General features: G+C 38.6%; 8 protein-coding genes. 2 read left to right on the top strand and 6 right to left on the bottom strand.

The window, feature by feature from the left end:
- Positions 1-27 precede the first annotated feature (27 nt).
- The 6 genes from WC644_07960 to WC644_07935 form a co-directional block, all read right to left on the bottom strand.
- Positions 28-1,101 carry a radical SAM protein gene (locus tag WC644_07960; protein ID MFA5011879.1) on the bottom strand — a complete coding sequence of 358 codons (1,074 nt, stop codon included), beginning with the start codon at positions 1,099-1,101 and terminating at the stop codon, positions 28-30.
- Positions 1,098-1,364 carry a PqqD family protein gene (locus WC644_07955; GenBank protein ID MFA5011878.1) on the bottom strand — a complete coding sequence of 89 codons (267 nt, stop codon included), beginning with the start codon at positions 1,362-1,364 and terminating at the stop codon, positions 1,098-1,100. Before WC644_07955 ends, WC644_07960 begins: the two co-directional genes overlap by 4 nt.
- Positions 1,365-1,379: 15 nt before the next feature.
- Positions 1,380-1,550, bottom strand: a complete 171-nt coding sequence (locus tag WC644_07950) for a hypothetical protein (protein MFA5011877.1) — start codon at positions 1,548-1,550, stop codon at positions 1,380-1,382.
- Between the two features lie 34 nt (positions 1,551-1,584).
- Complete coding sequence (locus WC644_07945; GenBank protein MFA5011876.1) at positions 1,585-2,754, bottom strand: T9SS type A sorting domain-containing protein; 1,170 nt, start codon at positions 2,752-2,754, stop codon at positions 1,585-1,587.
- 139 nt (positions 2,755-2,893) lie between these two features.
- Positions 2,894-3,034 carry a hypothetical protein gene (locus WC644_07940; protein MFA5011875.1) on the bottom strand — a complete coding sequence of 47 codons (141 nt, stop codon included), beginning with the start codon at positions 3,032-3,034 and terminating at the stop codon, positions 2,894-2,896.
- The gene (locus WC644_07935) at positions 3,031-7,800 is read right to left on the bottom strand and encodes a kelch repeat-containing protein (protein ID MFA5011874.1); all 4,770 of its coding nucleotides are present in this window, start codon (positions 7,798-7,800) and stop codon (positions 3,031-3,033) included. The genes WC644_07940 and WC644_07935 overlap by 4 nt, the downstream gene beginning before the upstream one ends.
- A 714-nt stretch (positions 7,801-8,514) precedes the next feature.
- Between WC644_07935 and WC644_07930 the strand changes: the two genes are divergently transcribed.
- Positions 8,515-15,423 (top strand): kelch repeat-containing protein, encoded by a 6,909-nt coding sequence (locus tag WC644_07930; GenBank protein ID MFA5011873.1) that lies wholly within the window; start codon positions 8,515-8,517, stop codon positions 15,421-15,423.
- A 72-nt stretch (positions 15,424-15,495) separates the two neighbouring features.
- A complete protein-coding gene (locus tag WC644_07925) occupies positions 15,496-16,644 on the top strand; it encodes a T9SS type A sorting domain-containing protein (GenBank protein MFA5011872.1) in 1,149 nt (382 codons plus the stop codon).
- Positions 16,645-16,714: the final 70 nt, after the last annotated feature.

Below are 16,714 nucleotides of genomic sequence, written 5' to 3'. Positions count from 1 at the left end.
CGCTGCTTGCAGCTTACAGTTCACTGCTTACTGTCCTTTTATCCCGAACACTTCATTACGTTGTTTTGTAACCTCGCAAAGATAAGGAACAGGTTCATTTAAGGTTTTTGATTCTAAGAAAGATGCTGCCGGACATGTATTGCAGATACTGTTTAAACTGCATGTGCTGCATGTTGAGGTTTTCTTCGTTGATTCTTCAATGTATTCGCAGACTTTCTCCCAAGCTTTCTTAAAACCAAGTTCTTGAACAGGAGCCGCAGGCTGAGGAAGGTCAAGGCAGGCATTCATTTTACCATCAGCACTTATCATAAATGACGATTTCCCCGCTGAACAGTAAAATATTTCTTCACGTGTTTTGGATGTTTCTGATTTGTTGTACTGTAATGATATTTCGTAAAGCTCTCTTGAACTAATCCTGTCTTCTTTTTCCAGTTGTATTATTTCTTCCGGCATTAATCTCGATTCTTTTATCCCCGATACGGCACCATCAGTCCGCTCTGTTAAAAGCCAGCTCGATAAGAACGGCAGTCCCCAATCGTGCGCCATTTTTCGCATTGCGTCCAGTTCGTGTTTGTTCTGCTTTATAATGGTTGTCTTTAATACAGGATTAATTCCTACCGATAGCAGGTTCTCTATACCATCGCAGCACAACTTGTATCCCTTTGGATTTTTTGTTACAGTTTCATATGTACCTTGTGTGGCACCATACAGTGTTATTTCTATCTTATTAGGCGGAGCTGCCGAAAGTCTCTCCGCTGCCGATTTGGTAATTAAATTGCCGTTCGTGTATAAGTTCAGCACCGTCCCCATTTTCCTGATTGGTTCATATATTTTAAAAAAATCAGGTCTAAGAAATATCTCACCGCCAGTCAATGTTATAAATACAAGTCCGTTTTGAACACCGTCTTCCGCAATACGTATCCAATCTTCTGCCGTCATTTCTTTATCTTTTGCTGACTTACTGCATGCATGCTCCGCTACATAACACATCATGCAGGCAAGATTGCATCTTGTGGTAAGTTCAAACATTCCCGATGCCGGCTGGCGCTGCTCCGAAGCTTTTTTCAATAATATGTCTAAAAAATCAGGGTCTGATTTCATGTGATAAGCATTTTCTTTGATGAGAGCTCTTCAAGAAAATCTTTCACGTCTTTCGCAGCCCGGTCCTCATCAACATTATACTCTTTCGCAACTGCAACAACTAAATCCTTTTCACCTATTTCGTTCTCAAGCATCTTCCATATGAATAGTGCCGTTTCATTCAGTACCAGTATTCCGTTTAGATTCGTAACCTCGCCCCCTGTCGGTACTAATATGTATTCATTCCCTAAATTTTGTAATACAAATTCCTTCTTTCGAATCATAAATATAATCGTATATTAACTGTTTCTTATATTAGCCTCACATTGTAGTTCTTCACCGGTTTTCAAACAAGCCATCAGTCTTTCCTCCACTTTTAAAGGAACGAATTTTATATCCGGCTTTACGTATTCTTTTCTTGTTTCTTCTCCGCGGAGTTCACCGAGAAAATCTGAATTTTTATTTCCCATTTATAAGTATTTAATTTTCTTATTTAAATTATGTTTATTTCACGATTAACATTTTCTTCGTCATTATATTATTCCCGCCTTCTGTCTCAAACCTGTAGAAATATGTGCCGCTTGAAAAGTTCGATGCATTGAGTGTTACCGTGTGGTATCCCGCCTTGCGGAATTCGTTTATTACTGATTTCATTTCCCTGCCGAGTATGTCAAAGACTGTTATCTTTACTCTTGAGTCCAATGGCAGGTCGAAGTCTATCTTTGTCGAAGGATTGAACGGGTTCGGATAATTCTGACTTAGATTGTATTTCTTCGGGATCCCAACTTCTATTTCACTACTAAGATTGAAATAAGTAAAGTTTCCGTTATTGTCTATCTGTTTCAGTCTGTATTTGTACTTCCCCGAGTTCAGCTTTATATCCTCATAAGTGTATGTCGTTGGTGTCGTCGTCGTCCCTTTCCCTGCTAAATATCCTGTCTTTTCCCATGCTTCCGGCTGGACACTGACCGCTGAACGCTGTACTTCAAATCCTGCATTATTCGTCTCCGTTGCAGTTATCCATGTTAATTTTACGTTCCTTGTGTTTACGTTTGCTGCCGTAAAGCTCTGAAGCTCTACAGGAAGAGGCTGGTCTTCGGATATTTCAAACGAGCTCTGGTCTGTGCTGTTTACTGCTGCCCATTTTACAGGCTCATAAGTCAGTATTATAGTTTCATTCTGAAGCCAGTGCATTCCAAGCGTGCCTGAACTGTTTACGATTCCCGACAGTGAGAACCTTCCTATTCTGTGTGTTAAAGGAGTTCCGTCTATTCGCGCCACCATGCTGTTAAAATCTGCCTGTGTTACTATTTCCATTTCAGGAATGTTTATTATCAGAATGTTTCCGGAAATGTACTGCGATATCATTGTGTTGTATATTGCCGCAGGAGTTCCCAAAGAGTTCTTCAGGTTGCATGTGTTGTTTATGTACGTAAACACGGGATTCTCGAAGTTGGCAAGGTTGAAATCGAATGCCAAATCAGATACCGACAGGTATATCGGTTCTGTGCCTGTTGCCTGCACATACACGTCAAACTCGACAGCATTTCCGTTCGTCACAAAGTTTGTTGCCGTCAGTTTATGAGGCGCCTGTGCATTCAGGTTTGCAATTCCCGACAGCAGTATTACCGCTGTAATTATTGCTGCTGTTATTCCTCTTTTAAATTTTTCCATATTGTTATAATTATAATTTATACTCTTATTTATACTTTTTATTTATCTCTTTTTTATTCTTTCTCTCTCACTGTTTATAAATCCGTGTAATCTGTGTGAGTCTGTTTTTGTTCTTAATTCGTTCCTGCACTTAATTCGTTCATTCATTACTTTTCATTTTCATTTGCTTCCCAATCTTCATCGTTGAAACCACTGCCCCCTCCGGCTTCTTCACCGTCAGGTTTTTATTCTTTGCAAGTATTGCTCTGTCGAGCTCGTTCACTATTCCGTCTCTATTCAAATCCGAATACTCATCATTCGTTCCCCTGTCGTTCCAGCAGATACCCCTGTCATTGCGTTTATTTTTCCATCCTGATCAATATCTCCGCTTATTATGCACCACTTATCTCCGATTTTTACCATATTATTTCCGTATGCTTGTGTTTGTGCAGTCGTAAAGTCGTAGTTCATCTGTCCGTTTACAAAATACTGCGGCTCTGCACTCCATGTCTCCAGTCCGTTCTCATACCTTACTACTAAATAATACGGTTTGCTTGCATCGACATTGTTAAATACTGCTGTTCCAAGACCCGCCTCGTTTTGCAGTATTGTCTTTGTATCTACTATAGAATAAGGAGTTGTTGACTGCCTTATCTCAACAGTTACGCTCATTTGAGGAGGATTATCAGTATCCTTGCTTCCTTCGAGACCTGAAATTAGATTCAAATTCATAGGTCTCGGCGGTTCGCCGCTTAAGGGAACTAAGAATTTCTGAGTTTTATTAGTCGTGCCGTTTATCGTATATCCTGAAGCAAGCAGCATATACCAGTTTGTATCGTCATAAACAGTACCCATTCCTGAGCCATAAATTGGTGTTGGTAAATTTTGTTTAGGCGACCAAGTGGTTAAATCAAATGCGTAACATAAGCTTGGTTCTACAGGATTTCCGTCAACGCCGTCCGTTCCGCCCGCTACTATTATACTGTTATCACCCCAGGGTGCTGCATCCAGACAATAAAGCGAACCCGCAGGATACACAGACATAAGTTCGTCACCTTCTTTTTCTGATTTAATATTCTTCTTCGGAAATTCCAGACTCGCCAGGTTAATACCTGAGGGTATTATCACTTCCTCTCCGTTGCCCGGATAAGGCATGCTTGAAACCGACCATGAAATTGTCGTTGCTCCTGTAATCTGACCTATTAGAACTTCATTGGTTAATGTGCTGCTGCTCGATGCTCCAGCAACGTAAACAAGTTTATCTCCAACTATTGAAAGCGCTCCGCCGAACCTCTTCTTGCTGTCGTTCAATGATGTACCCGCAGACCATGTATCATCAGATGTATTATAAACATAAACATCTCCGAGCGCCTGTGCACCTCCTTCATTCGTAAATCCGCCAACCACATATATGTATTGTCCGTATGATACTGCTTTGCACCACCCTATTGATTTTGGCAGCGGTTCCATAGTTTCCCAGTTGCCTCCTTCATTTGTTAAATTAAACCTGTAAACCGTTGTTTGATACTCCCCGTTGTCAGCACCTCCGATTACGTATAAGTAATCTCCAACAATTGCTGAAGCATGAACTGTTTTCCCGGCAGTAATATCAGGGAGATTAGTCGTCCATTCGTCCGTACTTTCATTATATTTGTAAAACTTGTTCTCTGTTCCTACTCCGCCAGTAACATAAAGGTATTTATTCAATCCGCTCGTGTATCCAACCGCACTTCCAAGATAGTTTGCCGACGGAAAATTCGTTTCATCAGACCATGTTCCTGATGAAATCCCAACACTCGTTGTTAATGTATTATTCGCAGTATTCTGGTCGCTCGTAAGTTCGGTTGTCACTGAAACTGTGTATGAACCCGCAGTTGGTGTCCAGTCGTCAAACGTAACTTGAGCAGTTCCGTCTGCAGCAAGGCTTGTTACTGTTTTTGTAGAAGAGTATCCGCCCGTTATCGTCATCGTTACATTAAAAGTTGAAAGTGTCGATGTACCGTAGTTCTTAACAGTCACCTGAGGAGCGTGCGTACCCGTATTATAGTTTTGATTCATATCAATCGTTAACATTCCCGGGTCAACTGTATAAGAATACCTCTCAACGTACACCTCCACGTTATCAATACCTATATCGTCACGCCCGAAGTCAGAGGTTGCCTTAAACCTGATTATACAGTTTTGCTCGGTCGAGGTACCGAGTGTTACTGTCTTTTTATCCCAGGAACCGGTTGTAAACGTTTCGAGAACAGACCCGAATGACACCCCGTTATTTGTTGAAAGTGACACCTCAAGTATATCCGAACCCTTCGCATTTGTGTAATAGAAGGATAATTTTTTTGTTCCTTCAGGACTGAAATCTAATTTCAAGTCAAACGTTCCGTATTCAGCGTTTGCAGTTCCGTATGTGTGGAATTGTGCAGAGTAACCCGTTTTTCCATACGACTTTATCTTTCCTGCAACAGGATATGACCAGCTCGCAGAATTATTGGTTGAAGACTGATTGTTTAATCTCCACGAAGTATTTCCTGTTGTCGGTGTGTTTGTCCAGTTTGCGTCGGGCTGGCTGTTATTCGTACCGCTCCAGTTATCCGTATCAAAATCCTGTGAATAAAGAGTAAGTGTAGAAGGCACTGCAACAGAATATTTAGTGGCAGTGCTGCTTAAATCAATCGTTTCCTGATATGCCCTTGAACCCGCAGAAATCACTTTACCATTTCCACTCGCAGACCAGTCGCTTACATAATTATACAACTGAGCAGATTTTTCCGTTGAAAAGTTGTTTCCGTTATCTCTTACTGAATGCCAGCTTAGAGTAACATTTCGGCTGCCCGATACAGTCGAAGAGAACTGCCAGCTTTCTGCTATACTGTTATAATTGTTTATTGTTGAAGCGCCGCTTGAACCCGTCTTACGTATGAGAGTTAAAATACCTATATTATCACCTGCACTCATATTGCATCCGAAGAAATGAAATGCACTTGTTCCTACAGTCTTTACTATAATTATCGTACCGTTTATATTCGATGTTTCACTCTCAGTCGGGTTTGCGACATTTTCACCCAAAGTTAAAGTATAATCATCTTTAGTATTAAGTATTCCGCTGGTTAATGTCAGTGTACCATCAATTGTTAAATTATCCGATAAGTCTGTGTTTCCATCTAATACAACTTCTTCAGCCGTCCCAGAAATTGTCGGGTAAACCGATGTAGTATTCGCAACTAATTGTATATCATCTAATGCAAACTCATCTCTGTTATCGGCTCCATCAACATCATCTCCGCTCCACCTTAAATAATAGTATCCGTCATTTGCTATGCTTAATCCTGATATATAAACCGTCCTTACGTACATTTTCCAGGATGGAGAAACATCAGCTGTATCATTTGATGTTAAATCTAAACTTGTCACATCTGTATAACTGGAATTATCAGATGAATGGGAAAAATTGAAAGAATTTCCTCTATTTTCGTTATTTAAGATATATACCTTATAAGAAATTGTTAAGTCAGTAAGTACACCACCTGTCTTGTTCTGAAATCTCAAAATTGCTGTTCCCGGGGTCCAGTCTGAACCTCCAGGTTGAATTCCAAAAGCTCTGTTACCTGTACCAACTAAAAATGCATAAACTCCGCCGGTAGAAACGCCACCGCTACTTTCTCCTCGGGCATAATCATCCGATGTTTTACTACCCCCAAATGTTAATTCTCCATTAGACATTCCGGTTATTGCCCATGCATTTGAATTCAATTGCCCGGAAGAAGGACTGGTTTGAAAACCTGACCCAGCAAACTGACCGTTATTTACACCGTCAACTGTATTATCAAAATCAATTTTAAATATTGAATTCGTACTTGTAATTTGCCAACCTATTTCTACAGGAGCAGGAATATTAAATGTATTCGAAGTCACACCCGTTAATCCGGAACTTGTGAAAGAAATTGTTGCTCCTGTTACAGAAGCTAAACTTGTAGCGGTTAAATCCGAATAAGTTACAACACCGCTTACAGCTGTTTTTGATGTTGTTCCGCCTAATGTCCACGTACCTGCTCCAACAGAAGCCATGACTAAGTTAGATGCAGTTGTAACAGTATTACTATACTGGTCTTGAATGGCAATTACCGGCTGCTGAGCCAGAGACTCTCCGTTGTTATTAGGTGCTGTAGGCTGAGATGTAATTCCAAGTTTTGTTGCTGCTCCCGGGTCTATTTGCTGCGTTACTGAAGCATCAGTATATCCCGTTGCCTCAACTGTTACATTTTTAGAGCCCGAAGTTGTTAATAATGAATTTCCACCCGATGGTTTTAATTGTATGTTTCCTGATGTAATTACATAATCAGTAGTAACGGTTAATGCCGTCCCTCCAATTTTTACTGCCGTTACTGCCACTCTCCATGTCGCATCATCTGTAAATGTAATATTTATATTATTGTCAACATTATTACTGGTTATATCTGCGGTTAGTGTTGGCGGGGTGGAACCAGATGAAGTACCAGTTAAAACAACATCATCTATTCTTACTGCAACAGTTCCCGATTTCAACCATCTTAATTTTAGTCCGCTAATTTGAGCACCAACAGGTAACGATATCGTTGGAGATAAATACCAACCCGTACCAGCATTTGTAGATTCATTAAATGTAAAAGAAACATTAATCCATGACGATCCATTCCAATATTCCAATGCTAAAGTTGGTAATGCTGATGAACTTTCCTTCCTATATCCAAATTTTAATTTTAAACTTGTGTAAGATGATGCATTAATTCCTTCAATTGCAAATCCATATTGCGCGTTAGTACTTGTGAACCAAACATTTGCTGATCCAGATGCACCTGTATAGCCACTTGAGACACTTGTTGCCCGAATATCAGCTGGATTTGTTGCATCACCTTTAGTCATTGTGAATGCATCATTATCAAATCCGTTATTTGCCTCATGAGTAGCTAAAGTAGTAGTAGAGGAAACCGTTCCCATACTCTCAGTAAAAATCGTTGTCTGTCCCCAGCCTTGATGTGCAAAAATGAATATGAAAATGAGTGAGAATAAAGCCTGTAGTGATTTTTTCATGATGATATATGTAAAATTTAAATTATATAATTTATTTTATTATTCCGTTTTATATAGGGAAATCTTTTAGGAATCTATCATTAATTATATTCTTCGTGTGTAACAGATTTTGTGGAAAAAGTACTAAAATCCGTTTTTTTAAATCCTAAGCCCCTTAAATTTTAACAATAACTTACGCAAAATTGTAAATTATAATTTCAAGTTCAAGGGGATTGAGTGCTTTTGTATGTTAATTAATTGTCATGATTTTATAAATAGGTTGTTAAGAGCAGCTGTTCTTTTAAATATACGGTATATTCAATGACTCCCACCTATTCCGCTCTTTTGTATGCCATTTTTTCAATAGCCTCAGCTCCCGCGTTTCTCGTATTGCTTTCTGCTCAAAAGCCCCCCTCCCTTGATTATTTTTTATTTATTGAGTTGCTATTCACATAATTATGTATTAGTTTTTCATCAGGGAGAAATACATAATAAGTGATTATAATTATTGTTTTATCTTTAAGATTAGACGATAATTAAATTTGAAAAGTTGATTTACGATAATTATGTGTTTACAGAATTTTGTTATATTTATAACGAGATTAATTGTATATCCCGAATGTACTACTTCGATTACATTTAACCTCATCACTGTTCTTATAACCACACAGAAGTATCCATCCAAGAATAAAATGATTAAAGTATTTATTAAAAATAATTTAAACAACAATTTATATGGCGAATTTTTCCTTTTTCCCAGCGAAAAGAATTCTTTTCATATTAGCAGTTCTATTAATATTATTTGCTAATAGCAATATTGAAGCACAAACGATATTCAGTTACGATTACGGTACGAGTGAGGGTTCGGCTTCGAGCGAAACTGCAGCAAATCCCGGGTTTTTTTCAACCGCACAGGGTACGACGTTTTATGGGTTTTCTTCTACCGGTTCAACTCTAACAACGACAAATCCCGGATTATTAAACTTAGGAGCATTATCGGAAGTTCAATGCCAGGCAGGTGCGAGCGGGCAATTTTCGAAATTCGGAATTTATTCCTTCGCTACTGCAAATATTTCAGCCGGTTACTTTAAATTTGATTTAATATTAGGCGGCAGTTCCGGAACCAATACTTCGGATAACGGTATCTGGTATTTTTGTGCAGGAGATGGCGGCGGTTCAGGAAAATTTATGTATAACAACAAACTTACAAGGAATGTACTGGAAACATCTACTACCTTACGATGGACATTTAACACAGGCGGAACTGTAACACTCGATTATTATTCATTCCTAACGAGCACAACGGGTGAATGGATAAATATAGGAACATATTTACAGGGGACGAAATATACAGTTGAATCTATTTCTAATGTTTCAAAATCACAGAATACTTCATACAGTAAATACGGGACAACTTTCTCACTAAACGCCCAAAGACAGGATCTCTGGATAAACGATGTAAGAGTATTAACGGGAGGTAAAATTTCATCAATTAATAATGCCTGCGTAAAAATCGATTCATACTGTTTCTACGGAGAAGGTTCAAACTCAGCATATTTATTCTCAGATGACGCAGTTTATTCGCATAATATAAATTCTTCTTCATCGGCTTCTTATTCATATTATTCAAAATCAACAGGAGACCTTAATTCTTTAGGTACCTGGGGAACTAATGCAGACGGCTCAGGAACGCAGCCGGCAAATTTTACAAATCCAAACTGCACCTATTTCATAAGAAACAATTCTACTCCGACAATAGGAGCAAACTGGACTGTTTCCGGAATTAATTCGAGAATAGAAGTCGGCGATACAGTGAATGCCTGTAATTTCACTATTCCATCAGCATATACCGTTACGGGTGAAATTGATGTGTTAAAGAATGCAACGCTAACACTGCAAAATTTAACCCTGCCTACATTCGGACGTCTTGCGGCAGGAAGCACTGTAGATTATGCATATACAGGTGACCAAAACATATCGTACCCTTCATTTTATAACTTAAAAATAAGCAGTACGGGAATAAAGACTTTAGCGACAAATGTTAAAGCATCAGGAACTATTACGGTGGGAGACGGAACAAATATCGCAACATTATCAATACCACCTTCATATTCACTGACAGGGACAACAAACGTTAATACAAATTCGATATTAGACATACAAAATTCAACAAACCCAACACTTGGTACTTTAAGTTCCGGAAGTACGGTATACTATAATCTTGCTTCAAATGGACAAAATGTCTTAGCAGCAAATTATTATAATCTTAAATTTAGTGATTATAATAAAGTATTACCATCAAGCGGTACAGTAGGAATTTCATCTTTGTTTACAAAAGGTTCCGCTACAGGACATACAATCACAGGCAGTACAGTATTATTTAACGGAACTGCGGTTCAGACAATTCCTGTATTTACTTTTAATAATTTGTCTATAAATAACTCAGCAGGTGCAACAGCGGGCGGAAATATATCAGTTGACGGAATACTAAATCTTCAAAGTGCTAATCCTTCTGCAACTCTCGGCTGTTTTGATATGAGCGGTTATACACTAACAATGGGTGCCACTGCAACAACCACAGGAATCGGTGATGTAACCGGGAAAGTAAAGCGAACAACAATAAATCCAAGTACAGAATATACTTTTGGACATCAGGTTACAACTATATCACTTACTCCCGGGACTATGCCTGAATATATAGAGGTGACTATTACACTTGGTGAGGATCCGTATATTGATCCTGCTAACTGTACTAATTGCGGTGCTAATTGGAGCTATACACCTATAAAGAGAAGATATGAAATTGTTATTCCTACAACTGCCGATGGTTCATACATTGATGCTAATTTTCACTATCTTGATGGTGAACTAGGTGTCAACACAGAATCAAAACTTGTGACAGGAGATTATGATTATTTTGAAGGTACTACTCCGCCTATACATTATCCTCAAGATGAACACGGCAAGTCAGTTTATGATATTACAACTTCTAATTATAAATATATTGGTATGTCAAACGTTCCTATCGGTTATTTTATTTATGTAGAAGGGTCTCACGAATGGAGAACATTTTTTTCAATGGCTGATTACACAGCAACAAATTATAAAACATGGACAGCAGATAATGGAACAACTGATTGGTATGATAATGCTAATTGGTTTGATGATTCAGGACCGGATGAAAATAGCCACGTAGTAATTCCAAATACTGCCATAAAACCAGTTCTTTCAAGTGCTGCGGAAATTCAGTCAATAGATATTCAAAACGGTGCGACATTGACTTTAAATGCAAATTTAACATTAAATGGCGGAGGAATAGAAGGAGCTGGAACATTCAATGACGTTAACTATGGTTTGATTCCAAATAGTAATAAAATAATCTTTACGGGCAATGGTGCTACTTTTTCAGGAAATTCAAATTTTTATGAAATAGAAATTGGTAACAATGCTACTTTGACAAACCAGCTTGGCTCTTTAATGAAGATATCTAATCAGGTATTGAGAACGGGTACAACAGCAGGAAAGTGGTTTACTGATGTTCATGATAACACAGTAGAATATAATAATGACGGTGATCAAACAGTTTATATACCCGACGGTACTTCGGCAACCTACCACAACTTAATACTAAGCGGTTCCGGAACCAAGACAATGCCCGGATCTGCAATGACTTTAACGGGAAGTTTTACTGTGTCTGGATCTGTATCTGCTGATATTGGTGCTTATAGTCATGTTATTAAAGGTGATTTTACAAATAGTAGCAGCGGTACATTTACGTCAACAGGAAGTACTATAACGATGAGCGGTACATCTGAACAAACAATCGGAGGAACGGTATCAAGTTCTTTCTATAATTTAGTATTAAACAATTCAACAGGAATTACATTATCAAATAGTAATACAATCACGAATTCACTGACATTAACTAATGGAACGCTGACTACAGGAGCAAACACGCTTACAATCTCAGGAAATACGGTTTCAAGAACAAACGGAAATATAGATGCAAGTAATTCAGGATCAACTCTTGCATTTACTAATTCATCGGCATTATCTTTACCAGAATCAGTATTCAGCGGAGATATTAATAATTTAACGTTAAACGGTGCAGGAGGAGTTACTCTTAATTCATCAGCAACTATAAACGGAGATTTAACTCTTACATCGGGGACATTAAGCATCGGTTCAAATTCATTAACCATTTTAAGCAGCGATATAACAAGATCAAGCGGTAATATAGATGCGGGTAGTTCTACGATATTATTTACAAATCCAACATCAGATGTTGTTTCCCTGCCGGCAAGTATTTTTAAAGATGGAATTGTAAATAATCTGACAATAAACAGCGGCGGCAGTGTGGCGCTTGGGTCAGACCTGACAATCAGCGGAGCATTATCGCTTACGGCAGGGACAATAACAGCAGGTTCTAATACACTTGCAATATCAGGAAATACAGTATCACGAACAACCGGATTAATTAATGCAAGCAGTGCTACTGTTGAATTTAAGAATACATCTGCTTTAGTATTACCACTGACACAAATATTCAGCGGTAATATAAGTAATTTAATAATGAACGGTTCAGGCGGAGTTTCACTGGGATCTGTTATAACAGTAAACGAAACAACAACATTAACGAATGGGAACCTGACATTGGGCGGATACGATTTAATCACTCCAACAATAACAGGAGGCAGTGCAACATCATACGTATTAACTGATTATACAGGAAGATTAACGCTTAAATCTATCGGCATCGAAGAAGTGACATTTCCGGTTGGAACGAGTACATCATATAACCCATCGTTGATAAAGAATACAGGTACAACGTCAGATTTTTCAATACGAGTTGCTTCTTCATTTACTGTTTCTCCTTCAGACCCTACAAAAGCTGTTCCAAGAATATGGGATATTTCTCCATCAGTTACAGGAACAGAATGCACGATAAAATTTACTATTAATACAAGCGATTACACAAGTTTTGACCCTGCTTCAACGGTTGTTGCAGGTCATTACATGCAAAGCGTTTGGATGCCATTATCTGCAAGCATTTCCGGTTCCGGTCCATATACAATTACAACATCAGGAGTGAAAGATTTTTCGCCTTTTGCTGTTGGAAATTTGGGAGCGTTTACGTTGTATTCACAAAATTTTGACGGTGACTGGATTAATGGAACAAGTACGAGAGATTTACCCGATGCAAACTGGGTAAATACTCCTGCAACGGGATTTAATTCCTGGAGACAAGAAGATGATGGAAAAGATGCAGCGGGATGGACAACATTAGCGGGAACTGTAAAACCGTACGGCAACACAGGACATTCAGCAAATTTCCACACTTACGAATCGGAAGCTAATGCGACAGGAACTTTAGACTTAAAAATTGATTTGAGTGCAGTAGGAACAAAAATTCTTACATTTGATTATATCAATGCATCAGGAAATGATAAATTAGAGATATTCCTTTCTACGGATAATGGAGCAAATTTTGGTTCTGCACTTTCAACTTTTACAACAGGAACGTGGGCGCAGAAAAGCGTTGATTTAGGTGCAACTACTTCGAGTACCTGTATTGTAAGGTTTCAAGCGACATCAGATTTTGGCAATACGGACATCGGCATTGACAACGTTAACATTAGATTAGGAAATACTTCTCTTTCTGATGCCGGAGCATTGTCAGTTGATATAAGTTCCGTCGTAAGTCCGGGAACAATCAGTCCGAAGGCAACAATTAAAAACTTCGGGACAACTGATATTTCAACTGCGTTTAATGTTACATTATACATCAGCGGTGCATCTTATGCATCAACAAAATCTATTTCAAGTTTAAGTGCAGGAGCTACTACTCAAGTAACATTTGATGACTGGACAGCAACTATCGGCTCATATACATCCACAATATGTACAGAATTAACAGACGATCAGGATCCATCGAATGACTGTCTTGATAAGGATATCAGTGTTTCGAGTTCAGGAAGCTGGTCAAATGATGCAGTGTCTTATTCTCTGCTATTAGGAAGCGGTGTTGGATATTCAAATGGTTCGACAAATTATATATTTAGTGTTGGTGGTTTCACTTCTACAGGGAATAAATGTTACAGATATGACGTGAATTCAAAAACATGGGATCCAATAACAGACCTTCCCGAATTAAGAGTCCATCTCGCAACAGCAATTGTAGGGGATTCCCTATATGCAATTGGAGGTATGAACTCAGCTCATGAATACACGACTACAGTATATAGATATGATATCTCAAAAGGACTTACCGGAACATGGAAATCACGAGAACCAGTACCTTATACTGTAGGATGGGGCAGGGCAATTTCATATGGAAACAAAATATATCTTGCAGGAGGCTGCAGCGGTACAAGTTCAGCCCCATCTTTTTTAAAAAATGTTTATGTATATGATGTAGATGCAAATACTTGGGCAGAGTCAACACCTCTTCCGGAAGCGAGGTTTGGAGGAGGGTTTGCTATTTATGGTACAACCTTAGTTTACGTTGGAGGAGCCGTTAGCAATAGTGCATTAAGCAATACAGTTTACACATCTTCAATAAGCGGGGGTTTGATGAATTCTCTTTCTGAATGGAAAGTCTCTGCAAATACTTTTCCCGGCAACGGTAAACCAGTTACACTATCTTCATCTTCAAAGCTATCAGAACCTAGTATATTTTCTAAATCCAATAAAGAAGAAGGAGATGACCCAAAATCCACGTATCCCGCAGGTTCAATGTACGGTTTAGACGCCGCAACGTGGAACGGCGGAATAATTGTCGGAGGCGGAGCATCATCAGACGCATTTTTACCCAACGACCCAAGTCCATATTATTTTTATGATCCTGCTGAGGATGAATGGACATCGCAGCCAAATATTATAACACCTGTTACGGGTTCTTCATCGGGTTCGGTATTAAATGGGACTACTTGGAAATTCGTATTAGCTTCAGGATTAACGCCAAGCGGATACTCAACAGCAACTCAGGTCTGGACAGAAACATTTAGCGGTGATAAGATGCTCAATATAACTTCATTATTAGAAGGATATTATACCGGAATGAAAAATAGTAAATCACCCGGGATTAACGTTACAGTGGAACTTAGAGAATCAAATTCACCATTCTCACTCATTGAATCGCATACTGTGCTTCTGAACGAATCAGGATTTGCATCAATCCCATTCAATAATATACATAATAACAATCCATTTTACGTGGTTGTAAAATATTTGAACGGTCTTGAAACCTGGAGTTCAGCGCCGCAGAGATTCACAGACAATATTCTGAATTATGATTTCACTACTGCATTGACACAGGCATACGGCAATAATTTGGTGAAAATTGGAGACAAGTTTTGTGTTTACAGCGGTGATATAAATCAAGACGGCTCGATCAATGCAATTGACTGGGGTTTCTGCTGGAATGACAGGGGACTTACAGGTTTACAGGAATCGGATTTAAACGGAGACGGTAATGTGAATGAACTTGACCGTACGATACTTTCGAATAATAAAAGTGTAAGTGCAAAATTCCCGTCAGGGTTTGTTCCTTCTGCCGGAAAGGTGAGGAAGAGCAGTAATAGCAGTGACAAAGTGAAGAAGAACAGCGACGGAGTGATGAACAGTAACAAAGTGAAGAAGTGATGAAGAGCTGTTATGAAGTTAAATATTTTAATTAACTAAACGAAAATTAAAACTAATTTTAAATATAATATTATGAAAACACAAAATTTAAAGCTATTCTTCGCTGTCATTTTGTTGTTCGTATTTGCAAGTGCAAGGGCGCAGGTACCTTTTAAATTAACGGCTGCGAATCAGCAGACATCAGGTACATCGGTTGAATTTGACATATTTCTTCAGGCGACTACACCGGAACCATTATATCTTTCGCCTTCAGATTTTGTTCTGAATTTCAATCATGCTAATTTTACTGACCCGGTTTTAACGTATATCAATAATTCAAGCGTGCTCTTAAATGCTAACGGCAATCCTACAACTGCTTATAACGAAGTCATTGCACTGAAGATTGTTGATAATCAACTTGTAATTATTGTGAACGAAATCAGTTTCACGAATCAGACTGAATTCAACACGCGGGCAGCTAAGATTGACAATACACCTCTGACGCATAAGCTGGGAAGATTTTCTGTTTCGAATGTAACGAATGCTGCGGGAACTTTTGGGTTGCAATGGGTACAACCAAAAACAATTATCCAGTCTTATGAATCGACAAAGTGGGCAGTTTTAAATTGTTCATCAATTGGAACCTATGAGGTTATTGACGATGCTCCGCTTCCTGTTACATTAGCTTCATTTACGGCTTCAAACGTAAATAAACGCGACATTAAACTTTCATGGACAACGAGCACTGAAATAAATAACTCGGGTTTTGAAATCGAGAGAAAACTATCTGATGGAAACTGGCAAAAAGTAGGATTTCAAAACGGATCGGGCACAACGAACACGCCCGTAAGCTACAACTTTACGGATTCAAAACTGAATACCGGGAAGTACAATTACCGCCTGAAACAAATCGATAATAACGGAAATTTCCATTACTATGATTTATCCTCGGCTGTTGAAGTCGGAATCCCGACAAAATACGACTTAAGCCAGAACTATCCGAATCCTTTTAATCCTGTAACAAAGATAGACTTCGATTTGCCGAAGGATTCAAGGGTTAATATTGTGGTCTATGACATTCTCGGAAGGGAAATGAAATCTATAGTGAATGAATTCAGGAAAGCCGGATACTATACCGTGACATTTGACGCATCTGCTTTATCAAGCGGAACATATTTCTACAGACTATTAACTGACGGCGACAATAATATTATTACAAAGAAACTAACACTCGTAAAATAAGATATGAAAAAGAACGGCTCGCATATATTTGTAACAAATTTAATTAACCGTGAGGGTTCAAAATTAAAGA

It is taken from the genome of Ignavibacteria bacterium, assembly GCA_041649015.1.
Taxonomy (GTDB): domain Bacteria; phylum Bacteroidota; class Ignavibacteria; order Tepidaquicellales; family Tepidaquicellaceae; genus CAIKZJ01.
The sequence above is the reverse complement of the archived record's forward strand: the minus strand, read 5'-3'. Positions and strand labels throughout refer to the sequence as shown.